The organism is Pseudomonas sp. Teo4 (assembly GCF_034387475.1).
Classification (GTDB): Bacteria; Pseudomonadota; Gammaproteobacteria; order Pseudomonadales; family Pseudomonadaceae; genus Aquipseudomonas.
Map to the genome: position 1 here is coordinate 1,129,834 of NZ_JAXCIL010000002.1, position 20,615 is coordinate 1,150,448.

Annotated in this window: 23 protein-coding genes; 9 read left to right on the top strand and 14 right to left on the bottom strand. The window is 59.0% G+C overall.

The window, feature by feature from the left end; all coding sequences use genetic code 11:
- Positions 1-253 precede the first annotated feature (253 nt).
- Positions 254-667, top strand: a complete 414-nt coding sequence (locus PspTeo4_RS21405) for a response regulator (RefSeq protein ID WP_289805263.1) — start codon at positions 254-256, stop codon at positions 665-667.
- Between the two features lie 297 nt (positions 668-964).
- Positions 965-1,216 carry a hypothetical protein gene (locus PspTeo4_RS21410; protein ID WP_289805262.1) on the top strand — a complete coding sequence of 84 codons (252 nt, stop codon included), beginning with the start codon at positions 965-967 and terminating at the stop codon, positions 1,214-1,216.
- A 287-nt stretch (positions 1,217-1,503) separates the two neighbouring features.
- Here the strand turns inward: PspTeo4_RS21410 and PspTeo4_RS21415 are convergent, their stop codons facing one another.
- The 9 genes from PspTeo4_RS21415 to merT form a co-directional block, all read right to left on the bottom strand.
- Positions 1,504-1,695, bottom strand: coding sequence for a hypothetical protein (locus tag PspTeo4_RS21415; protein ID WP_322365885.1), 192 nt, complete (start codon positions 1,693-1,695; stop codon positions 1,504-1,506).
- A gap of 76 nt (positions 1,696-1,771) precedes the next feature.
- Positions 1,772-4,738 carry a Tn3-like element TnAs1 family transposase gene (locus PspTeo4_RS21420; protein ID WP_010921731.1) on the bottom strand — a complete coding sequence of 989 codons (2,967 nt, stop codon included), beginning with the start codon at positions 4,736-4,738 and terminating at the stop codon, positions 1,772-1,774.
- A gap of 3 nt (positions 4,739-4,741) precedes the next feature.
- Complete coding sequence (locus PspTeo4_RS21425) at positions 4,742-5,302, bottom strand: recombinase family protein (protein WP_010921730.1); 561 nt, start codon at positions 5,300-5,302, stop codon at positions 4,742-4,744.
- A 174-nt stretch (positions 5,303-5,476) separates the two neighbouring features.
- Complete coding sequence (locus PspTeo4_RS21430; RefSeq protein ID WP_012314201.1) at positions 5,477-6,466, bottom strand: DUF3330 domain-containing protein; 990 nt, start codon at positions 6,464-6,466, stop codon at positions 5,477-5,479.
- Positions 6,463-6,699, bottom strand: a complete 237-nt coding sequence (gene merE, locus PspTeo4_RS21435) for a broad-spectrum mercury transporter MerE (protein WP_003132004.1) — start codon at positions 6,697-6,699, stop codon at positions 6,463-6,465. Before merE ends, PspTeo4_RS21430 begins: the two co-directional genes overlap by 4 nt.
- The gene (gene merD, locus PspTeo4_RS21440; RefSeq protein WP_000995360.1) at positions 6,696-7,061 is read right to left on the bottom strand and encodes a mercury resistance co-regulator MerD; all 366 of its coding nucleotides are present in this window, start codon (positions 7,059-7,061) and stop codon (positions 6,696-6,698) included. Before merD ends, merE begins: the two co-directional genes overlap by 4 nt.
- Positions 7,062-7,078: 17 nt before the next feature.
- Entirely contained in the window at positions 7,079-8,764 is a 1,686-nt protein-coding gene (merA, locus tag PspTeo4_RS21445; RefSeq protein WP_003156770.1) for a mercury(II) reductase, read from the bottom strand.
- A gap of 71 nt (positions 8,765-8,835) precedes the next feature.
- Positions 8,836-9,111 carry a mercury resistance system periplasmic binding protein MerP gene (gene merP, locus PspTeo4_RS21450; protein ID WP_003131987.1) on the bottom strand — a complete coding sequence of 92 codons (276 nt, stop codon included), beginning with the start codon at positions 9,109-9,111 and terminating at the stop codon, positions 8,836-8,838.
- Positions 9,112-9,123: 12 nt separating this feature from the next.
- Complete coding sequence (merT, locus tag PspTeo4_RS21455) at positions 9,124-9,474, bottom strand: mercuric ion transporter MerT (protein WP_003131974.1); 351 nt, start codon at positions 9,472-9,474, stop codon at positions 9,124-9,126.
- A gap of 71 nt (positions 9,475-9,545) precedes the next feature.
- On the opposite strand from merT, the gene PspTeo4_RS21460 reads away from it, so the two are divergent.
- Entirely contained in the window at positions 9,546-9,980 is a 435-nt protein-coding gene (locus PspTeo4_RS21460) for a mercury resistance transcriptional regulator MerR (protein ID WP_003131969.1), read from the top strand.
- Between the two features lie 203 nt (positions 9,981-10,183).
- Here PspTeo4_RS21460 and PspTeo4_RS21465 read toward each other — a convergent pair whose 3' ends face one another.
- Positions 10,184-10,405 (bottom strand): hypothetical protein, encoded by a 222-nt coding sequence (locus PspTeo4_RS21465; protein WP_177410003.1) that lies wholly within the window; start codon positions 10,403-10,405, stop codon positions 10,184-10,186.
- 451 nt (positions 10,406-10,856) lie between these two features.
- Complete coding sequence (locus PspTeo4_RS21470; protein WP_322365886.1) at positions 10,857-11,291, bottom strand: DoxX family protein; 435 nt, start codon at positions 11,289-11,291, stop codon at positions 10,857-10,859.
- Between the two features lie 220 nt (positions 11,292-11,511).
- Here PspTeo4_RS21470 and PspTeo4_RS21475 point away from each other — a divergent pair, with 220 nt between their 5' ends.
- The gene (locus tag PspTeo4_RS21475; RefSeq protein ID WP_322365887.1) at positions 11,512-12,417 is read left to right on the top strand and encodes a LysR family transcriptional regulator; all 906 of its coding nucleotides are present in this window, start codon (positions 11,512-11,514) and stop codon (positions 12,415-12,417) included.
- A gap of 39 nt (positions 12,418-12,456) precedes the next feature.
- On the opposite strand, the gene PspTeo4_RS21480 is transcribed toward PspTeo4_RS21475, so the two are convergent.
- Positions 12,457-12,897: a DoxX family protein gene (locus PspTeo4_RS21480; protein WP_322366912.1), complete on the bottom strand. Its 441-nt coding sequence runs from the start codon at positions 12,895-12,897 to the stop codon at positions 12,457-12,459.
- Positions 12,898-13,021: 124 nt separating this feature from the next.
- On the bottom strand, positions 13,022-13,666 hold the full coding sequence (locus PspTeo4_RS21485) for a hydrolase (protein WP_322365888.1): 645 nt from the start codon (positions 13,664-13,666) through the stop codon (positions 13,022-13,024).
- Positions 13,667-14,020: 354 nt separating this feature from the next.
- Here PspTeo4_RS21485 and PspTeo4_RS21490 point away from each other — a divergent pair, with 354 nt between their 5' ends.
- Complete coding sequence (locus tag PspTeo4_RS21490; protein WP_322365889.1) at positions 14,021-14,773, top strand: DUF2182 domain-containing protein; 753 nt, start codon at positions 14,021-14,023, stop codon at positions 14,771-14,773.
- Here PspTeo4_RS21490 and PspTeo4_RS21495 read toward each other — a convergent pair.
- Positions 14,767-16,374, bottom strand: coding sequence for a tyrosinase family protein (locus PspTeo4_RS21495; protein WP_322365890.1), 1,608 nt, complete (start codon positions 16,372-16,374; stop codon positions 14,767-14,769). The genes PspTeo4_RS21490 and PspTeo4_RS21495 overlap by 7 nt on opposite strands.
- A 476-nt stretch (positions 16,375-16,850) precedes the next feature.
- Here PspTeo4_RS21495 and proC point away from each other — a divergent pair, with 476 nt between their 5' ends.
- The 4 genes from proC to solA are packed head-to-tail and all read left to right on the top strand — an operon-like array spanning position 16,851 to position 20,577.
- Positions 16,851-17,645 carry a pyrroline-5-carboxylate reductase gene (gene proC / locus PspTeo4_RS21500; RefSeq protein ID WP_322365891.1) on the top strand — a complete coding sequence of 265 codons (795 nt, stop codon included), beginning with the start codon at positions 16,851-16,853 and terminating at the stop codon, positions 17,643-17,645.
- Positions 17,646-17,660: 15 nt separating this feature from the next.
- A complete protein-coding gene (locus PspTeo4_RS21505; protein WP_322365892.1) occupies positions 17,661-18,515 on the top strand; it encodes a class I SAM-dependent methyltransferase in 855 nt (284 codons plus the stop codon).
- 5 nt (positions 18,516-18,520) lie between these two features.
- Positions 18,521-19,399, top strand: a complete 879-nt coding sequence (locus PspTeo4_RS21510) for an EamA family transporter (protein ID WP_322365893.1) — start codon at positions 18,521-18,523, stop codon at positions 19,397-19,399.
- 29 nt (positions 19,400-19,428) lie between these two features.
- Complete coding sequence (solA, locus tag PspTeo4_RS21515; RefSeq protein WP_322365894.1) at positions 19,429-20,577, top strand: N-methyl-L-tryptophan oxidase; 1,149 nt, start codon at positions 19,429-19,431, stop codon at positions 20,575-20,577.
- Positions 20,578-20,615: the final 38 nt, after the last annotated feature.

Genomic DNA, 20,615 nt, shown 5'->3' on the forward strand with positions numbered 1-20,615 from the left:
CTGCGACTAGCCGTGGATGGCTTTCTCCGGCCTAGCTCCAATTGATATGCGTATGCTCTCCAGAAGCGAGGAACTCTATACTCAAACTAGTAGTCAAAATGCCATTACAGCGCGCTGTGGTGCGTCAGGTAACAGTCAACTCTTGAAGGGAGGATGGTTGAGGCCTAGCGCGTCAACGTATGGTTCTCACTCAGTCATGGTTGTCATTGGCACCCCAGTGCTGCTTGCCACTGCTAGCTCAAGAGCCAAAAACATGAACTCGGAACACGAAATGCTCGGACTCCTCCTGATCGTCGAGGACGAGCCAATTCTGCGATCAATGATGGTTGAGGTACTGCAGGATTCGGGCTTTCTACTTCTCGCCGTAGCTACAGCAGACGAAGGTTTGGAGATACTCAAACGAACACCGGTGACCATGCTCATTACTGATGTAGAAACGCCCGGACAACTGAATGGCTGGGAACTTGCTCAGATCGCTAGTCAGCAGGATCCCAAAACCTCAATAGTCATTTCTAGTGGATGCGTCAGACATGAAACAGACCTCATACCCGAAGGCGCTCAGTTCCTCGCGAAGCCATGGTCAATTGACCTACTCCTGAGCCTCGTGACCGAACACCGGCAGCTCCTCTTGCAAAAATCAACCTCGGGAGAGCATGGGAACTCATAGCCGCATTCCCATAGGCCAACCATGCCAACGTGTCGAGCGGAGGCAAAACGGCTAGAGAGACTGCTGGACATCATTTTGAATTGCCCGTTGCCAAGGTACCGGTGAGGTGCAATATCAAAGCCTTGACGGCTCCATCTCAAGCACGGTCATAAAGAAAGCCCCACATCATCCTGCGTCACCTCTTGTGATAGTGATACTTCGCGGCACTAAGCGTCATTGATTCGTCTCGATGAGTCATATTGATGCTTTTCAATCCTGGGACTAATACTAAGGTATCCGCCTGGAGAGACACGCGCCATGCAAAAGAGATTTGTTATCGTTCCGGCTGTGCCGATCGACAAAGAATGCTTCCAATCTGGTTCTCGATACTATGCCGCTACCGTATCAGGCGGATTCGACATTTACGACAATCAGGAAAAATTACGATTGAAGCCAAGCTACTCCACGAGGTCGCTCGCAGAAGCCACCTGTGAGGAGTTGAACGGGGAATGCGGCAATCCAGGCGAACTTTTTCCATTCTTGCGGGTGGACTGCTCTCCCAATGAATAGTGATGTGGGCTGGCGACTGTGGGCGCTACAACATAGTTTGACACAAGCAGACAGGAGTCCGATCTTGTTCATTACGGAGTACGATATTCGGTGAAGCCACCCTCGAGCCGACCTCTATGAGGCAGCCATTACGTATGACAGTGAAATGCTAGGACCCTGGGGACACGGCTAAGGAGATTTCATCGTCGAGCTACCTCCGGAAGTCCTGAGGTAGCTCGGTGTCACAGTTGGTGACCAGAGCATCGAACTCATCGCTGGCGTAATTGTCCTGAAGCCAGTCTATATAGCTACTCCTGAGTAGCTGCTGGCTCTTGCTGACTGATTTCACTGAGTGGGGTCTGGGCACGAACCTCTATCATTTCGATCAGCTCCAAATGCTTGGGGAACTCACGCTTCAGCCAATCGCTGGGCACAAAGTGATGATCTAGGTGCACCGCCGTGCTCTGTCCGTCATCGCAAGCACAGAGCATTACGTTCATCTCCGTCTCATCACCCGCCATTGCTGCAGGTACAAATATAGTAGGGGGGCTCGCAGAATTCGGAAAAAATCGTACGCTAAGGTTTTCCGGGCATCCGTAGGGGCCGAAACTTCCCGTCTTCCAGTCTGCGGCTCTGCCGCCAGACGTAATCGCCGGTGAGGTTGATGTGCTCCCAGCCCAGCGGCGACAGGAATTGCAGCAGCTCGCCGTCCACCGGCTTGCCGGCCTCGACCAACCCCTGGGTGGCGCGCTCCAGGTACACCGTGTTCCACAGCACGATAGCCGCCGTCACCAGGTTGAGGCCGCTGGCCCGGTAGCGCTGCTGCTCGAAGCTCCGATCCCTGATTTCCCCAAGGCGGTTGAAGAACACCGCCCTGGCCAGCGAGTTGCGCGCCTCACCTTTGTTCAGGCCGGCATGCACGCGGCGGCGCAGCTCAACACTTTGCAGCCAGTCTAGGATGAACAGCGTGCGTTCGATCCGGCCCAGCTCGCGCAGGGCCACGGCCAGGCCGTTCTGGCGCGGATAGCTGCCGAGCTTGCGCAGCATCAGCGAGGCAGTGACGGTGCCCTGTTTGATCGAGCTGGCCAGGCGCAGGATGTCGTCCCAATGGGCGCGGACGTGCTTGATGTTCAGGGTGCCGCCGATCAGCGGCCGCAGCGTCGGGTAGGTCTGCACGCCCTGCGGCACGTACAGCTTGGTTTCGCCGAGGTCGCGGATGCGCGGCGCGAAACGGAAGCCCAGCAGGTGCATCAGGGCGAAGACGTGATCGGTGAAGCCGGCCGTGTCGGTGTAGTGCTCCTCGATCCGCAGGTCGGACTCGTGGTACAGCAGGCCGTCGAGCACATAGGTGGAATCGCGCACGCCGACATTCACCACGCGGGTGCTGAACGGCGCGTACTGGTCGGAGATATGGGTGTAGAACAGCCGTCCCGGCTCACTGCCGTACTTCGGGTTGACGTGTCCGGTGCTCTCGCCCCGGCCGCCAGCCCGGAAACGCTGGCCATCGGAGGATGAGGTGGTGCCGTCGCCCCAGTGGGCGGCGAAGGCATGCTGGTACTGGTGGTTGACCAGCTCGGCCAGGGCCGCCGAATAGGTCTCGTCGCGGATGTGCCAGGCTTGCAGCCAGGACAGCTTGGCGTAGGTCAGACCGGGGCTCGACTCGGCCATCTTGGTCAGCCCGAGGTTGATCGCATCACCGAGGATCGCGGACAGCAGCAACGTCCGGTCTTTGGCCTCGGCCCCGTCCTTCAGGTGGGTGAAGTGGCGGCTGAAGCCCGTCCAGTCGTCCACGTCCATCAGCAGTTCGGTGATCTTGATGCGCGGCAGTAACTGACTGGTCTGGTCGATCAGCGCCTGCGCCCGATCCGGCACCGCCGCATCCAGCGGGGTGATCTTCAACCCGGACTCGGTGAGGATGGCATCGGGCAGCTCGTTGTCCTTGGCCAGGCGGGCGACAGTGGCCAACTGCTCGTCCAGCAGCTGCAAGCGCTCTTCCAGATACTGGTCGCTGTTCGGGTTGATCGCCAGCGGCAGGGCCTGTTCCCGCTTGAGCGCGGCGAACTTCTCGGCCGGCAACAGGTAGTCGTCGAAGTCGCGGAACTGCCGCGAGCCCTTGACCCAGATGTCGCCGGAGCGCAGGGCGTTCTTCAGCTCGGACAGGGCGCAGATTTCGTAGAAGCGCCGGTCGAGGCCTTCCGGGGTGATCACCAGTGGCTTCCAGCGCGGCTTGATGAAGGCGGTGGGAGCATCGGCCGGCACCTTGCGCAGGTTGTCGGCGTTCATCTCGCGCAGCGTCTGCACGGCTGCCAGCACGCCCTGCGCGGCCGGGGCGGCGCGCAGCTCCAATACCTCCAGCAGAGCCGGCGTGTAGCGGCGCAGGGTGGCGAAGTTCTCGCCGACCAGGTGCAGGTGGTCGAAGCCCTCCGGCCGGGCCAGCAGCTCGGCTTCGCTGACGCTCTCGGTGAACTCGTCCCAGGGGATCACCGCCTCGATGGCGGCATAGGGGTCGCTGCCGGCTTCCTTGGCCTCCAGCAGCGCCTGGCCGATCTTGGAGTACAGGCGCACCTTGTCGTTGATCGCCTTGCCCTGCTTCTGGAACTGCTGCTGATGCTTGTGCTTCGCGCCGCTGAACAGCTTGACTAGGATGCGGTCGTGCAGATCCACCAGCTCATCAATCACGGTTGCAGTGCTCTCCAGCACCACGGCGGCCAGGGTCGCATAGCGCCGCTGCGGCTCGAACTTGCCGAGGTCTTTGGGCGTCATCTGCCCACCCTCGCGGGCCAGCTTGAGCAGGCGGTTCTGGTGGATGTGCCGGCCCAGGACTTCGGGCAAGTCCACCAGCTGAAATGTCTTCAGCCGCTCGATGTGCTCAAGCATGTGCCGAGAGTTGGGTTTCAGCGGTGCCTGGCGCAGCCAGGTCAACCAGGTGATGCTGCTGCCGGCCTTGAGCTTCAACAGCTCGTCCAGCTTGGCCCGATGCGAGTCCGTGAGCGGTTCAACCAGGGCGCGGTAGACCCGCCGATTGGCCCGTGCAATGGCCTCCGAGCAAGCCCGGTCGATCACGCTCAACGCCGGCAGGATGCGTCGCTTCTGCCGCAGGCTCTCCAGCGCCTGGCCGGCCAGCAGCAAGCCCTTGTCGGTCTGCTGGGCCAGTTCGGTCAGCTCGCGCACCAGGGCGCGGAAGTCGGACAGGCCGAACGGGGCCAGTTGAAGGTAGGTGCGCAGTTCCTGGGCGTGCTCGCGACGGGTCACATCGCGCTCGCCGTACTTCGTCCAACTCGCCGGATCGGTCTGGACTTGCTTGGCCACCCACAGGATGACCGGTTCGGGCAGCTCGCTGTCAGTGCCCAACGCATAGCCGGGGTAGCGCAGCAGGCAGAGTTGCACGGCGAAGCCGAGGCGGTTGGCGTCGCCGCGCCGCTGACGGATCAGCGACAGGTCGGAGTCGTTGAAGGTGTAGTAGCGGATCAGGTCATCCTGGCTTTCTGGCAACGCGAGCAGGGTGCCCCGCTCCGTGGCCGAGAGGATCAAGCGACGCGGCATGTGTCAGTCGTCCGTGCGGAGGTACTGGTAGAGGGTTTCCCGGCTGATGTTGAACTCGCGGGCAAGCTGCGCCTTGGGCTCGCCGGCCGTCGCTCGCTGCCGCAGGGTAGCAGCCTGCTCATCGGACAGGGCTTTCTTGCGGCCCCGGTACGCGCCACGCTGCTTGGCCAAGGTGATGCCCTCACGCTGCCGCTCGCGGATCAGGGCGCGCTCGAACTCAGCGAAGGCCCCCATCACCGACAGCATCAGGTTGGCCATCGGCGAGTCCTCGCCAGTGAACACCAGGCCCTCCTTCAGGAACTCGATGCGCACGCCGCGTTGAGTCAGCTTCTGTACCAAGCGACGCAGGTCATCGAGGTTGCGGGCCAGCCGGTCCATGCTGTGCACCACCACTGTATCGCCTTCGCGGACGAAGCTCAGCAGCGCTTCGAGCTGGGGGCGCTGGGTGTCCTTGCCCGATGCCTTGTCGGTGAACACCTTGCTCACCTGTGTCTGTTCCAGCTGGCGTTCCGGGTTCTGGTCGAAGCTGCTGACCCGGACGTAGCCGATGCGGTGCCCCTGCACGATGTCTCCTTGGTTGAAGGCGGCTTAAGTGCTCCTTCTGTTCCGTTGTGCCTCAAACCCCGTTTCTGTCAGGCTGAAATCTATGACCTTCGCAGGCATGTGTCAAAAATGCGAAAGATGACTCTATTCTGACTAAGCGGCGCGGCCCTGCCTGACATCCAGTTAGGGTATGCCTCAATCTGACGGTAGCGAGTCGCAGGCGTTCGGATCGGCATCGGTTTCGTTCCCTGTCTTGGCACGCGCTTCGAAGCGTTGATAACACTCCAACCCGCAGAAGTGCTCGACGTATTCCGCGCCTTCCGGGGTGAAGGCGGCATCGAGCGGGATTTCCTTGCAGCACACGCAGCAACTGGTGGTGGTCGAGTCACTTGCATTCATGGTGGCACCCCTCCATTGACTGACGAAGACGGCGAATGCCGCCGCCGGCATTGGCTTCGCGAACAGGAAGCCTTGTCCTGTGTCGCAGTCCGCTTGTCGCAATAGATCAAGACTCGCCGATGTTTCCACGCCTTCAGCCACCACATCCATGCCCAGCCCGTGCGCAAGCTGAATCACGGTGTGCACGATGGTTTGGTCGCGGCGGTCGTTGGCGAGCCCGGCGACAAACGATTGGTCGATCTTGAGCGTGCTGATTGGGCAGCACTTCAGATGTTGCAGACAGGAATACCCCGTCCCGAAGTCATCGGCGGCGAAGCGCACACCGATCTGCCGCAAGGCGTCCAGGGCGGGGAAGATCGCCGGATCACCAAACGCGACCGATTCGGTCAGCTCGATTTCGAGATACTCGGCGGGCAACTCGGCATCAGCCAGCACGCCCTTTACCCACCCGTCGAAGTCCGGTCCCACTTGGCTCGCCGAAGCATTGACGGCCAGCCGGAACGGTCGCCATGCCAGCATTCGCCAGTCACGCATCTGGCGGCAGGCTTCGCCCAGCACCCAAGCGCCGATTTCAGGCATCAGGCCGGACGATTCGACCACGGGCAGGAACTGGCCCGGTGGCAATAGTCCAAGCGTCGGATGACGCCAGCGCAACAGGGCTTCCGCGCCGACAATCCCACCACTGCGCAGATCGACGACGGGCTGGTAGTGCAGTTCAAGCTGCCCGCGCTCGACCGCTTGGGCCAGTTCCGGCGTCGTCCATCCATCCGGCCGGAAAGCGCTCATTCTCTTTCCCTGAATGCCCGCAACGCCCGCGACAGGGACAGAAGGAACAGGCCGGTCAAACCGAGCGCCGCGATGACCCAATGCTCGCCGAGGAAAGCACCGGCGGTTGTGCCGGCCAGCACGACAGCGAGGATGGGCAGGTGGCAGGGGCAAGTCAGCACAGCCAGTCCGCCCCACAGGTAGCCGGTGATCGGTTTGTGCGTCTCGGACGGCAAGCGCTCGGGGTTGTTCATGGCAGACTCTCCGCGTGCTGTGCCGGCTCGGTCGGCAGGGTGGCCAACTGCACTTCCAGATCGGCCAACGCTTCGCGCCGACGCTCGACGAACTGACGCAGCAGGGCAAGCTGCGCGGCCGCTTCGTCGCCGTCCGCCGCATCCAGCGCCCGGCACAGCCGCGCCAGCGCGTCGAGGCCGATGCCCGCCTCGAAGGCCGCCCGCACGAAGCACAGCCGTTGCAAGGCGGCGTCATCGAACAAGCCGTAGCCGCCTGGTGTGCACGCCACCGGGCGCAGCAATCCGCGCAGCAGGTAGTCGCGCACGATATGCACGCTCACCCCGGCATCAAGAGCCAGCCGGGACACCGTGTAGGCGTTCATTGAACACCTCCTTTTTCTCACCCGGCGCAGCAGGAAAGCTGCTTCACATCCTTGTTGAAGGTCTGCGCCGCGAGCTTCAACCCCTCGACCATCGTCAGGTAGGGGAACAACTGGTCGGCCAGTTCCTGCACCGTCATGCGGTTGCGAATGGCCAGAGCCGCCGTCTGGATCAGTTCACCCGCTTCCGGCGCGACCGCCTGTACGCCGATCAGCCGATGGCTGCCTTCCTCGATAACCAACTTGATGAAGCCGCGTGTGTCGAAGTTGGCGAGCGCACGCGGCACGTTGTCCAAGGTCAAGGTGCGGCTGTCGGTCTCGATCCCGTCGTGGTGGGCTTCCGCCTCGCTGTAGCCCACGGTCGCCACTTGCGGATCGGTGAACACCACGGCCGGCATTGCGGTCAGGTCGAGCGCCGCATCGCCGCCGGTCATGTTGATCGCGGCACGGGTGCCGGCCGCTGCCGCCACATAGACGAACTGCGGCTGGTCGGTGCAGTCGCCGGCCGCGTAGATGTTCGGGTTGCTCGTGCGCATGCCTTGGTCGATGACGATGGCACCTTGCGCATTGACAGTGACCCCCGCTGCGTCCAGCGCGAGGCTGCGCGTGTTCGGTGTCCGACCGGTGGCAACCAGCAGTTTGTCGGCGCGCAATTCACCGTGCGTGGTGGTCAGCACGAATTCACCGTCCATATGGGCGACCTGGCTGGCTTGCGTGTGCTCCAGCACCTCGATGCCCTCGGCACGGAAAGCGGCTGTCACCGCCTCGCCGATGGCCGGGTCTTCACGGAAGAACAAGGTATTGCGCGCCAGGACCGTGACCTTGCTGCCCAGCCGGGCAAAGGCTTGCGCCAGCTCCAGCGCCACCACCGACGAGCCGATTACGGCAAGGCGTTCGGGAATGGTGTCGCTCGCCAGGGCCTCGGTGGAAGTCCAGTAGGGTGACTCTTTCAACCCCGGAATCGGCGGGACCGCCGGGCTGGCACCCGTGGCGACCAGGCAGCGGTCGAACATCACGACGCGCTCGCCACCCTCGTTCAAACGGACGGTAAGGCTCTGGTCGTCCTTGAAGCGCGCCTCACCGTGCACAACGGTGATGGCCGGATTACCGCCCAGGATGCCTTCGTACTTGGCGTGCCGCAGTTCGTCGACGCGGGCCTGCTGCTGGGCCAGCAGCTTACTGCGGTCAATCGTAGGCACAGTTGCCGCAATACCGCCATCGAACGGGCTTTCCCGGCGCAGATGGGCGATGTGGGCGGCGCGGATCATGATCTTGGACGGCACACAGCCGACATTGACGCAGGTGCCGCCGATGGTGCCGCGCTCGATCAGCGTGACCTGCGCGCCTTGCTCGACGGCCTTCAGCGCCGCCGCCATCGCGGCTCCACCGCTGCCAATGACCGCTACCTGCACCGGGGGCTCGTTGCCACTGTGCTTTTCGGCGGCGGCCATCCATCCCCGCACCTTGTCGAGCAGTCCGACGCGGTTGTCCGCCAGTGGCGCATCGGCTAGCGTTGCCTTGTAGCCCAGTCCGGCCACGGCGGCAGTCAGCGCGTCCGGCGATGTGCCCGGCACGATGGCGAGTTGCGCTGTGCCCTTCGGATAGGACACCAGCGCCGACTGCACGCCTGGCACTTTTTCCAGCGCTTCCTTGACGTGCGCCGCGCACGAGTCGCAAGTCATGCCGGTGATTTTTAGATGGGTCATGCAACAGATCCTTTATCGTTTGTGGCGCCAGACAATGACGTCCGTTGTGCTGCGGTGCCGTTTTCAGTGACTCACTGCTTGACGCTGGACGGATAGCCCGCGTCTGCGGTTGCCTTGGTCAGCTTCTGCACGCTGGTCTTGGCATCGTCGAAGGTGACGACCGCTTGGCGTGTCTCGAAAGTCACGTCAACTTTGCTGACGCCTTCGACCTTGGAAATCGCCTTCTTGACAGTGATCGGGCAGGCGGAGCAGGTCATGCCCGGTACGGACAGCGTGACGGTCTGGGTGGCGGCCCAGACGGGGGCAACAACGGCGGCGAGGGCGAGGGAGGCAAACAGTTTCTTCATGGTGAACTCCGATCAGTAGAAAAATGGCATGACGTAGGGAAATCCGAGCGCGACCAGAACCAGCGCGGCCACGATCCAGAAAATGAGCTTGTAAGTAGCTCGCACTTGGGGAATCGCGCAGACCTCACCCGGTTTGCAGGCCGCTGCCTGCCGGTAGATGCGCCGCCAGGCGAAGAACAACGCCACCAGCGCCACGCCGATAAAGATGGGGCGATAGGGTTCCAACACCGCCAAGTTGCCGATCCAAGCGCCGCTGAACCCCAAGGCGATCAGAACCAACGGCCCGAGGCAGCAAGCCGAGGCGAGGATGGCGGCAAGCCCTCCAGTGAAGAGCGCGCCGCGCCCGGTTTTTGGTTCAGACATGCGCTTGTCCTTTCGAATTGAAATTGGATAGCGTAACCTTACTTCCGTACTCATGTACGGAGTCAAGCGATATGGAAAACAATTTGGAGAACCTGACCATTGGCGTTTTCGCCAAGGCGGCCGGGGTCAATGTGGAGACCATCCGTTTCTATCAGCGCAAGGGCTTGTTGCTGGAGCCTGACAAGCCCTATGGCAGCATCCGCCGCTATGGCGAGGCGGATGTAACGCGGGTGCGCTTCGTGAAATCAGCCCAGCGGCTGGGCTTCAGCCTGGATGAGATCGCCGAGCTGCTGCGGCTGGAGGATGGCACCCATTGCGAGGAAGCCAGCAGTCTGGCCGAGCACAAGCTCAAGGACGTGCGCGAGAAAATGGCTGACCTGGCGCGCATGGAGGCCGTGCTGTCTGAGTTGGTGTGCGCCTGCCATGCGCGAAGGGGGAACGTTTCCTGCCCGCTGATCGCGTCACTACAGGGTGGAGCAAGCTTGGCAGGTTCGGCTATGCCTTAGCGTGCTTTATTTTCCGTTTTCTGAGACGACCCCTTAGAAAGCCTAGTCAAAGAGCTGTCACGAGAACACCGTTAGCTTAGCGTACGATTTTTTCCGAATTCTGCGGTTCCCCCTAGTACCGCTGTCACTGACGCCAAACGACCGGCGCCACTCGGGAAAGCGCTTGCCGTCTGGGTTGGAAACCGCGAACCAATTGATCTTGTTCATTTGTCATTCTCGAATGGAATCAGAGTGGAGTACGGAAGCTCTTCGTCTTCGACCGCAGCAAACACCTGATCCAGCACTGCAGTTGGGGCATCAAAAGCTCCAAGGATCACGTATAGCTCGCACATGAGGTTAGCCTTGGCCTGCCGGTCAAAACCAGCATCACCGGCTACCTTTTCAGCCGAGTCGAATGCCTGGCTTACTGACGTTTCTGCGATCAAGTAGCGAGCACCGCAGTCACACAGCAACGGGTGGTTTGAGCGAGGGGCAGTGCTCGCAGGAGCGGAGGAGAGAGGCCTCACCGGCTCCTGCGACAGTTTTAATTCTCTAAATCCAACGATGCAAGAGCGCCCACACGGGTTACCCATCCCAAAAAGATACCATCATAATTTTTTTGGGGGTTTTGCACGGTACATTCCTGCGATTTTTCTGTGGCTGAACCTTTGCTGTGACAACCTTTATTGTTGTGACAACCTTTATTAAACGAAAAACCCCGAGAATTTTTGAAAAGCTATGCTTTGTGACAACCTTTATTTTCTCTTCCCCAGGATCAATCTCCCCGCTAGGCCGCGAATTTCAAGAGGTTTTGGGACAAAGTTTATTAATCAGCAACAAAAAACGTGAGCCCCGGCTAAATGCCGGGGCTTTTTCATTTACACAGTTCGCAAAGTTTCAGGCGGTCTTCAGCAAGGCCTTTTCAGTTGCCCGCGCTTTCAGGTTCAACAGCCATGCATCCACGCTGATTGCACCACCACCAAAGGCTGCGATTTGCAACAGGCCGCCGGCGATCGAGATGTTCTTGAAGAAGTTGATGAACTGCCCTTGGTCCGCCAGGTTGTTGTGGAAGGCGAAGGCGGCCATCACGGTGAATCCAGCCATGACCACAGCGACGATGCGTGTTTGAAAACCGACGATCAGCAGAGCTGCGAGGCCCAGTTCAACGCCCAGTGCTGCCAGGTAGCTCAGGACCGGGAAGGGCAGGCCGCTCGATTCGATATAGGCGATGGTGCCTTCGGGCGAAGCCAGCTTGCTGAGGCCGCTGAGCAGGAAAAGAACGGCTAGCAATACGCGACCGATAACTGCAGTGGTGTCTTTCAGAGAGTTCATCTTATTGCTCCTAAGTTTCTAGTGTTTGCCAGCGTGGCGGGCGATGGAGAAATAGTAAAAGCTCCCATTAGTTGCAACAATATAGCGATTTTTGATTTTACTGTTTCTAAAACAGGGACAATAGCCGAGCACCCTTAGGGAGCACAGACCTGCAAGAAACAACCCGGCAGGAAGTTTATTCTCGCGCCGGGTATCGTCCCCCTGACCAAAGGAAATTCGAGTGGACCGAATTGAATGCATGCGGGCCTTTATCGCCACTGTCGACGCCAGCGGATTCGCCGCAGCCGCGAGGGTCTTGCATGTACCAAGATCGAAGGTAAGCAAGCAGATACAGGCGCTGGAAGAGGCGCTTGGCGTCCAGTTGCTGCACAGAACGACCCGCAGCCTGCACCTGACCGAGGCCGGTTGTGAGTATTACGAAGCCTGCCGGGAAGTCGTGGCGTCGCTTGAGGAAGCAGAGCAGCGAGCACGCAGTGGCTTGGCAGAGGTGCAAGGCGTACTGCGGGTAAATGCGCCGATGTCGTTTGGCCTTTGCCGGCTCGGTCCGTTGCTGCCGCAATTTCATGCCCTGTACCCGAAGGTGGAACTGCAACTGGTTTTGAGCGACCAGCAGGTCGACCCTATCAAGGGTGGATTCGATGTGACGATTCGTATTGCCAGCCTTGCAGATTCGTCGCTGATTGCGAAGCAGCTATCGCCGGCGCCGAGAGTCTTGGTCGCATCACCGGGTTATTTGGCTCAACACGGCGTTCCCGAGACTCCCAAAGATCTGGCTTGCCACAAATGCTTGAACTACGGCTACCTGCAAAGTGGGGCCAGTTTGCAGTTGAGCAATGGCAAGGAAATTCAACGTGTTCACGTGACAGGGCCTCTTCACGCCAACAATGGTGACCTGCTGGCGCAAGGCGCGGAGGCTGATATGGGAATTGCTCTTCTGCCGCTGTTCATCGTCGAGAAGGCGTTAGCAGAAGGACGCTTGGTGCAAATCCTGAAGGAATGGGAGGCACCTCCTATCTCGATCAATGCCGTGTACCCATCAGCTCGCCGAGTGCCTCTTAAAACCCGAGCGTTCCTGGATTTCCTCGCTGCAGAACTGCGGATTCCAGAGACCGCGGCGGTTTCGTAGACGTCAGTACTGTACAAACCGATGGGATCGTCCAATGGATCAGGCAAGGCTGCGTTTTGCCGAAAACGTTGGAGTCTTGAAGGTCCAGGCACCTGGACCCGTGATGGCCAAGCCTATAAACAGCACGGTGAACAGCCAAGCGAACTGCGCTTGCTCCAACGTCCACTCTGGATGAACCACTACCAGCGCGACACCAAGCACGGCGAGAACTGGCAGACACGCAAGACGCGCAAATACGCCCAGCATCAGCAATACCGGGCAAACCACCTCGGCGAAAACGGCCATTGTGAGCGTCAACGTTGGCCCCAAACCGAATGGGTCCTCGATACGTTGCAGCTCGGTGCTCCAGTTGAGCAGCTTGGGAAGGCCGTGAATTTGCAGCAGTAGCAATGCAGCAGATACACGGAGAAAGAGCAGGCCAAGTGGCATTGAGATGTCTGCCAAGCGCTTTGGCTGATCTTGAATCTCAGGCGTAGCCATTTTCATGAATCCTCGTTTCAAGACGGTAAAAAACCTTGGGCCACTCAGCGCATCGCGACGAGTCAGCGTAAAACCGTCAGCCCGAGCGCGGCTGCTGCTCAGGCTGATGGCCGATGTCTAACGGTCAGGACAGCTTACGTTGCGGGGCCTTGTGCACCATGGTGTAGGCGTAATCAACACCCATGCCGTACGCACCGCTGTGCTCCAGAACCAGGTCCATCACGGGCTGGTAGGTGTCCTTGTGCGCCCAGTCACGTTGGTACTCGAGCAGAACTTGCTGCCAGGTCACCGGGATCGCGCCAGCTTGAATCATGCGCTGCACGGCCATGTCGTGGGCTTCCTGAGTGGTGCCACCGGAAGCGTCGGTAACGATGTACACCTCGTAGCCGGCTTCCATGGCTTCCAGTGCCGGGAAGGTCAGGCAGACCTCGGTCCACAGTGCCGCCATGATCAGTTTCTTGCGGCCGGTGGCCTTCACCGCTTCGACCAGCTTGGCGTCTTCCCAGCTGTTCATCGAAGAGCGCTCGATCGGCTGGGCGCCTGGGTTGACCGCCAGCAGCTCTGGCCAGATGTAGCCGCTGAAACTCTCGGTTTCGACCGAGGTGTAAATGGTCGGCACGTTGAAGATCTTGGCCGCCTTGGCCAGGCCAACGGTGTTGTTCTTCAGCGTCTGGCGGTCGATCGATTGAACGCCGAAAGCCATTTGCGGCTGATGGTCGATCAGGATCAGGGCGGAGTTGGTTGGGTTCAGCAGTTCGCGTTTGGACATGGTCGTCATCTCTTCAGAATGGTTGAAAGCATTGGGTTTCAAGTAAGTCACCGCGCGGTGCCGGTGGCGTTGTCTGCGGTATGGGGGCCATTCTGAAGTTGGAAATGAATCAAGACAATTAGGCAAAAACGGGAATGATTGTCCCTAAAATTGAGACAGACTTTGGGCTTAACTTGCCTTGGATGAATTTAGGAGAAGGCCTTTGGTGTGACCAGTGATCGCGCCGGATCAGCGCGGCCCCGTTGAGTTTGCCGACGGAGCGCAGCGGTAATCCGTGAAACCCGCTCTATAGTCAATAACGCGGTGAAGGCAGTGAGCCATGCCGTGATTGTCGACGACAGGGAGGTCTTGTTCATGGCCAGCACCTACCGCTCTCGCCCGCCACTGGCGGCATGGGCTCGCGAAAACTGTCAGGACCCTCTCAAGTGCGCCTTATGGGCTGTCAGCCTGGCCGCCTTCGCCCTGATGGCTTTCAGCAACGACATCCACGACGAACTCGAATCCTTCTGCATCAGCGGCTCGCCATCGATGCTCGCCGAAGGCTGGGTTTACGTGCGTCTCTACTATTCCACCCTGGACGTCATCGCATTCGCCGCTGCCATGGGCCTCATGCTGATTGCAATGATGCTGCCAGCGCTTCAGGGGCCTTTGCGACATCTCTGGGTGCGGTCACGTCTTCACCAACGGGGACCGGCCGTAGTGCTGTTTCTGATGGGGTACTTTTGCGTATGGCTGTTGGGCTGCCTGGCACTGCTGACGCTGGCACTGCTGCTGATTTCCTTTACCGGCTCACAGCTGATGGCAGGGCTCCTGGCGTTGGCGACGGCGGTGGGTTGGCAGTTCAGCGGCGTGAAAACTCGTTCCCTGACGCGCTGCCATCTGCACGTCAATCCAAGAAAAACGGGGCTGCTGGAGAGGGTGGGGCCGGTGGCCTCAGGTGCCTTGCATGGCCTGTGGTGCTTCACCACCTGCTGGCCATTGATGCTTATCGCATTTTGTCTGCCATCCATCCACCTGCCGGTGATGGTTGTCGGCGCAATCTTCATCGCCTATGAGCGCGGCGACCGAAAAACAGCTTCGGCCGCCGCGCCAGCGGCAGATCAGTAAGTCTCCAGCTTGAAGGGTGCGTCAGTTGCCGCCGCGGCGCCGGTGCTGAGCAGACGCGCTGCCTCTGGCCGCGTCAGAACCGTGTCACGGGTCTGCACTTCGACCTCGATCGTGCTCTCGTCAATTGCCGAACTATCGGCATTGAGCGGCAGCTTGAACGTGGCCGTGGCTTCCAGGTGGGTCTGGCAGTTCATGCACCCCTCGACGTGCCAACGGCTCAGGATCGGCCGGGTGCCCAGGTACTCACGCTTGCCGTCCACCTTCGCATAGGCGCTGATCAGAAACGACCCGCGAATTTTCCCACGGTTGATTCGGCTGACTCGCAGCGTCTTGCCGGACGGTTGGATTGCCTCGGCCTTGAACAGCAACGGGTGAGCCGGTTGGGCATAGGCATCGAGTGAGCCTTTGCCATAGACGTAGCCCAGTTGCTTCTCGATGTTGATGCAGTCCTTGGTGGTAAAGGGCGTGCCATCGGCCTTCCTGAACGGATCCAACGAGGTGTCCAGGCTCAGGATGGCATTGGGGTCCAGGCCTGCGGCACCTGCCGGGGGCTGCACACCATCGGGCTTGTAGTAGCTGGCGCCCGGGTCGCTGGCGTCGATGCTGAATTCATCGGTGGTGCCTTGCCGACGTTGCCAGGTCCAGAACACATAGTCGATGAAGCAGTGGTGGAAGAAGAAAATCGGGTCCAGCCCGGCCGTTTCGTTCTCGCCCATGTCGCCGTTGGCCCCAGGAATCGCCGAACTGTCTCCCTGACCGGGGTAGTCGAAACCACCGACCGCCAGGTGCATGAAGTTGTGGGGCTCTTCCAGGGATACGTAGTGGGTGCCGGCTGGCGCGGTCTTGTTTTTCTCGCCGGCCGAGGTGGTATTGGAGAACAACGTGTAAGTCGGGGCGTCGAGGCAGTTTTCAAAGCGACTGAACACCTCGCCACGCCACTTGCCACCGATCTTGATCTTGCCGCTCAGCCAGGTGCTGATGTTGTCATTGAGGTAGCCGACATTCTTGACCGGGTCCGGAAAGCGCTTGTTGTGCGCATCGGTCGCCAGGCTATCGGCCTCGGTGCCCACCAGTCCGGACAGCGGATAGCGCACGGTCTCGTACCCCTCCGGCTTGCTGTAGACGATGGGGGTGCCCGTGACTTCATCGGTGATGGCCTGTGGGAACACGAATGAGCGCAACGGGTTTTCGATCTTCTGGCCGTCGAGCACGAAATACTCTTGTGTCAGGGCCGAAGGAATTCCTTTTTCCCGTGATTCATCACTGCATTCATCCCAGAACGGCAAGGTGACGTTTTCACATTTCGGGATGCTGCGCAGTGCCTCTTCCAGACGCCAGAGATAAGCGCGATGCCAGCTTGGGAAAAGCACCGTTCCGTGCTGGCAGTAGCCACCCCACCAGTTGGGGTCGGTCTTGCCCTTGTCACGGAACGGCTCGCCATGCAGGCCACCGAGGGTGAAGAAGGAATTGGGGTGGTTGGCGGGAAGATCCTTGATGCCCTTCCAGGCACGCATCAGCGCTTCAAGTTCTTCTTTCTTGCCATGGTCGTAGTCGTACTGGATATCACTGAGGGAACGGCGTACACGCGGGGCGGATGACATGGTGAACCTCCTTGTTGCCAGTGGTCCCGAGTAGCTCGGGGGGTACAGCTCCATCGTCCAGCATATCCGCGAACCAAAAATCTGCCTGGGCGGGCGCCAAACGGTTGGTCATCCTTGCAACCGCCTGGCATTGGGCCTCGTGGGAGGGTCAGATCTGCATCGCCATCCTGTCTACATTCATTGGTGTTGGGATTGGCGATGACCTTTGAACGGTACCGGGCTTCGCAGGGTATTTAACAATAAATATGAATTACACCCACAGCCAGACTTCCATCAGTTCGGTTATCTCATCGGCTCTTAAAGTTTTCAGGTCATAACTATAAGTATTTGAAAGGAAAATAAAAGTTTAAACAATAAATGTTTCCTACGTGGCGACAAGAATTTTCCCACAGTTATTTGCCGTATTTCCTCTATGGATTTGTACTAGGATCCGCTTTTCATGCGAATTATCCAACATTTATTCAAAGAGAGATTATATGAAAAATATACATGTGCTCGGTGCGGGCCATATGGGTGGTGCGATCTTGCGTGCTCTCAAAAAAAATCAAAACAGTTCCGCGAACTTACGGGTTATTGAGACAGACTCGCAACGCGCTCGGAGTTGGCAAAAACTTGGCTACAAGGTTGCGCCGAAATTAGATGAACTCAGCTCGGAAGACTGCGTGGTATTGGCTGTACCACCTCAACAGTTCGAGAACGCATTGACCCTAAACCCTGCGCTTACCAGGCATTGCGGGCCGGTTATTTCGGTCATGGCAGGTATCACTCATGCCTCCTTGGTGCGATTTTTGGGGCATGACGCCATCGTCCGAGCCATTCCAAACACGCCTTCCGAGGTGTCGCAGGGCGTGACGATGTACTACGCACCGCAAAGCTCGAGTAGTGCCTTGCTTGAAGAAGCCCGGCAGATTTTCGATGCGATCGGTATTTCGCTGCGGGTCGAGGAGGAATGGCAGATTGATACAGGCACAGCATTGGCCGGCGGTGGCCCGGCGTTGGTTGCCTATTTCGCCGAAGCCCTGCAGGACTATGGTCTTCGTAGCGGCTTGGATCGTGAACAAGCGGCACTGGTTGCCTTGCAATTACTCAGCGGGACCACAGCGCTTATCCGTGCTCAAGGAAAGACCGTCAGCCAGATCTGCCAAGAGGTCCAGACGCCTGGCGGCACTACCGAACATGCAATCGGCACACTTGCCAATGCAGGTTTCAAAGGGCTGATCGGCAGCGCGCTGGACTCGGCTGCCAGACGCTCGATGCAACTTGGCCAGTAGTCGGTGGAGGCCAACATGATTATCCAATCTGAATCAGGACGGCATGCCACTGCCGGCTGCGAACAGCCGAAAAACGATGTCTACGCGCTGTACTTTGGCATGGGGCAACGGATTAGTTTGATCGATGATCCACGGGTATTCAGGGTCAGTCCAGCCGGCGAGGCATTTGCTGAACTGATCACAAGACGCTTTGGCGGGCGTCATCGTGATGCGCGATTCCTCGACTTGGGCACGGGTAGTGGAGTCCATGCCATATTGCTGCGCCAACTGGGTATGCGAAATGTCACCGCGAGCGATATTTCGCAGAAAGCCGTGGAGACGGCCAGGGCCAATGAGTTGCTTAACATGGGCGAACCTCGAATCGAATTCGTCCACGGCGACTTGTTCGACGCTGTTCTGCCGGGGGAGGGCTTCGATGTAATTCTATTTAACCCTCCGGGGTGGCAGACACCGTCGGCGACATTCATTAGCGCCCTGCAGAAAAGTACGGTAGCCGAAGGGCTGGCGTTGGAGACAATGTTCTATGGCGAGCAAACTCTGCGACAGTTTTTCCGGGAGGCCCCGCGTTACTTAAAGCCTGGGGGTAAGCTTATTGTTGGGCTCAACTCGTTAGTCGGCATAGCTGATGTGATGCGCGACCTGTATCAGATGCACGAGGGCTGTCTGCATATCGACTGGTCATTGCTCGACCGCCAAGAGTTCCCACTGCTGCTCTACACCGAGCAATGGCAGGCGCTGCGCCCCTTGCTGAACGAGGAGGTCGCACGATGGACCAGCCAAGGCCGGGCACATTGTCGCTTCACCGCAGAAGGTGAGTTGTTCTGGTCCTATGAGGTCATCGAGTTCTCCTTCAAGCCTCTCAAAGGGTGATGGCCATGTCTTCCAGATCTTTTTCCACGGTCGCAGGTTTGTCGGCCGCGTTGGTCTCCAATTGTTTGCTAGGCCTTTCGTCGCTGTATTGGAAGGCCCTCGGTGTGCTGCCTGCGTTAGTCTTGCTGGGATATCGGGTGTTGATTTCGCTGTTGTGCGTCACCTTGGTATTGGCGTTGCGCCGTGAACTGGCGCCGGTGCTGCGAGGACTAACCCGACGTGACTTGCTGCTGCATGGGGCGGCTGCGTTGTTCGTGGCCGTGAATTGGGGCACGTTCATATGGGCCTCCATCCATGGTCACGTACTGGAAAGCGGAATGGGTTACCTGATCGCGCCAGTACTGGTCATCGGTCTAGGTATTCTGCTCTACCGTGAACGGCTGTCGCTGCGACGGGGTCTGGCGTTGGCGTTGGTGGTGGGAAGCGTGCTGTACCTGATCATCGACGCAGGTAGCCTCGACAACAGAGTCTTCCTGGCAATCGGTATTACCTGGGGCGGGTATGCCTGGCTGAAGAAATTGGCGCGACTATCTCCGTGGTCTGGGCTTTTTATTGAATCTTTGGTGCTGGGTGTGTTGTCAGTTCCGTTGATCCTGTTGTTCGACGCGCCGATGCAGGACATCACAGTGCTCGGAGCTGCTGATATGAGCCTGCTGTTGCTGTGCGGAGTGGTTTCGCTGTTGCCGCTGGCGCTGTTCTCGTTTGCGACGCGACACCTGCCGTTGAGTGTCATGGGCCTGATGCAGTTTGTCCTGCCTTTGACTCAGTTCTGTCTTGCCCTGGGCTTCTATGGTCAAGCCCCATCCCCGGGTACTTTGTTGGCGTTTTCGCTGATTGCGCTCGCCATGTTGCTGGTGATCCTCGAACCCATGCTCAAACCCTGATCGAACAGCACAAGATGGAGTTGTTGAAGATGCTTCATACCTATAGTGCTGTGGTTGTTGGGCTGGGCATTCTTGGTAGCGCCACGCTGTGGAGGTTGTCACAACAACAATCCTCCGTGCTGGGCCTGGAGGCTAGCGGGCCGATCAATTTGCAGGGTAGTTCCTACGGAGGCTCGCGCATCTTTCGCCAAGCTTATTGGGAAGGCGAGGACTACCTCCCTTTACTGAACAAGGCCGAGCGCGGCTGGCACGAGTTGCAGGCCAGTTGTCATCGGACATTGCTCCACCAAAGTGGAGGCCTTTTCATTGGGCCTGCTTGCTCGGGGGTGGTATCTGGCAGTGTGGCCACTGCCCGAGCCGGTGATATAGCTCATCGGCGCCTGACCGCTGTGCAAGCTAGCGGAGAGTTTCCGATGTTCCAGATTGGCGGGCAGATGGAAGGCTTATTCGAGGAAGGGGCGTTCACCATAGCCGCCGACGACGCACGGCTGCAGATGCACAACCAAGCGGTAGCCAACGGCGCCGAGCTGCGCTTCGGTAGCCAGTTGCAGGAGATCACCCGTATCAAGGATGGCCTATATCTTCGCCTTGCCAATGGCCAGGTGCTTCATACCCGAAAGTTGGTATTGGCGACAGGCGCAGGCTTGGGCGGAACGTTGATTCCTGACCTTGTCGGCCTTGTGCGTTCATGCAGCGTGCCAGTCTATTGGTGTGCTTTCAAGCCCGGTAAAGAGTCATGCTTTACCGACTTTCCAGCGTTTCTTTACGAACTCGAAGACGGTCGTCTGCTGTATGGCACGCCGCAGATCGATAACGCCGAGCCGGGAATCAAGATCGGCTTTCACAACCACCAGCAGGTGCCTTTGGATCTCGAAACGCAATTGCAACGGGTACCCGAGGTGCTCATTGATGAAATGACTGCTTGTGTTGAGCAGGTGCTCCCAGATCTAGTTGCCAGGCCTTATGCTTCGCGCAAGTGCGTGTACACACTTACTCCGGACGAGGCCTTCGTGCTGGGCGAATCGAAGGAGTTGCCGGGAGTGTTCTACGCTTCGGCATGCTCTGGCCACGGCTTCAAGTTCGCCCCGGCGCTGGGAGAGTGCTTGGCTAAAGCGGTAGCCGGCCAAGCGTTGGAGGATTTGGTACCAAAATTTACCCGAGAGCGATTTGCCTTTTAGTGGATCGTTTGCTTTGGCATGCACTTAAGCCAGTTAAC

Excerpts from the sequence above, each read along its gene's own strand:
- PspTeo4_RS21405 (WP_289805263.1), top strand. The coding sequence starts at position 254 with ATGAACTCGGAACACGAAATGCTCGGACTCCTCCTGATCGTCGAGGAC.
- PspTeo4_RS21410 (WP_289805262.1), top strand. The coding sequence starts at position 965 with ATGCAAAAGAGATTTGTTATCGTTCCGGCTGTGCCGATCGACAAAGAA.
- PspTeo4_RS21415 (WP_322365885.1), bottom strand. The coding sequence starts at position 1,695 with ATGAACGTAATGCTCTGTGCTTGCGATGACGGACAGAGCACGGCGGTG.
- PspTeo4_RS21420 (WP_010921731.1), bottom strand. The coding sequence starts at position 4,738 with ATGCCGCGTCGCTTGATCCTCTCGGCCACGGAGCGGGGCACCCTGCTC.
- PspTeo4_RS21430 (WP_012314201.1), bottom strand. The coding sequence starts at position 6,466 with ATGAGCGCTTTCCGGCCGGATGGATGGACGACGCCGGAACTGGCCCAA.
- merE (WP_003132004.1), bottom strand. The coding sequence starts at position 6,699 with ATGAACAACCCCGAGCGCTTGCCGTCCGAGACGCACAAACCGATCACC.
- merD (WP_000995360.1), bottom strand. The coding sequence starts at position 7,061 with ATGAACGCCTACACGGTGTCCCGGCTGGCTCTTGATGCCGGGGTGAGC.
- merA (WP_003156770.1), bottom strand. The coding sequence starts at position 8,764 with ATGACCCATCTAAAAATCACCGGCATGACTTGCGACTCGTGCGCGGCG.
- merP (WP_003131987.1), bottom strand. The coding sequence starts at position 9,111 with ATGAAGAAACTGTTTGCCTCCCTCGCCCTCGCCGCCGTTGTTGCCCCC.
- merT (WP_003131974.1), bottom strand. The coding sequence starts at position 9,474 with ATGTCTGAACCAAAAACCGGGCGCGGCGCGCTCTTCACTGGAGGGCTT.
- PspTeo4_RS21460 (WP_003131969.1), top strand. The coding sequence starts at position 9,546 with ATGGAAAACAATTTGGAGAACCTGACCATTGGCGTTTTCGCCAAGGCG.
- PspTeo4_RS21470 (WP_322365886.1), bottom strand. The coding sequence starts at position 11,291 with ATGAACTCTCTGAAAGACACCACTGCAGTTATCGGTCGCGTATTGCTA.
- PspTeo4_RS21480 (WP_322366912.1), bottom strand. The coding sequence starts at position 12,897 with ATGGCTACGCCTGAGATTCAAGATCAGCCAAAGCGCTTGGCAGACATC.
- PspTeo4_RS21485 (WP_322365888.1), bottom strand. The coding sequence starts at position 13,666 with ATGTCCAAACGCGAACTGCTGAACCCAACCAACTCCGCCCTGATCCTG.
- PspTeo4_RS21490 (WP_322365889.1), top strand. The coding sequence starts at position 14,021 with ATGGCCAGCACCTACCGCTCTCGCCCGCCACTGGCGGCATGGGCTCGC.
- PspTeo4_RS21495 (WP_322365890.1), bottom strand. The coding sequence starts at position 16,374 with ATGTCATCCGCCCCGCGTGTACGCCGTTCCCTCAGTGATATCCAGTAC.
- proC (WP_322365891.1), top strand. The coding sequence starts at position 16,851 with ATGAAAAATATACATGTGCTCGGTGCGGGCCATATGGGTGGTGCGATC.
- PspTeo4_RS21505 (WP_322365892.1), top strand. The coding sequence starts at position 17,661 with ATGATTATCCAATCTGAATCAGGACGGCATGCCACTGCCGGCTGCGAA.
- PspTeo4_RS21510 (WP_322365893.1), top strand. The coding sequence starts at position 18,521 with ATGTCTTCCAGATCTTTTTCCACGGTCGCAGGTTTGTCGGCCGCGTTG.
- solA (WP_322365894.1), top strand. The coding sequence starts at position 19,429 with ATGCTTCATACCTATAGTGCTGTGGTTGTTGGGCTGGGCATTCTTGGT.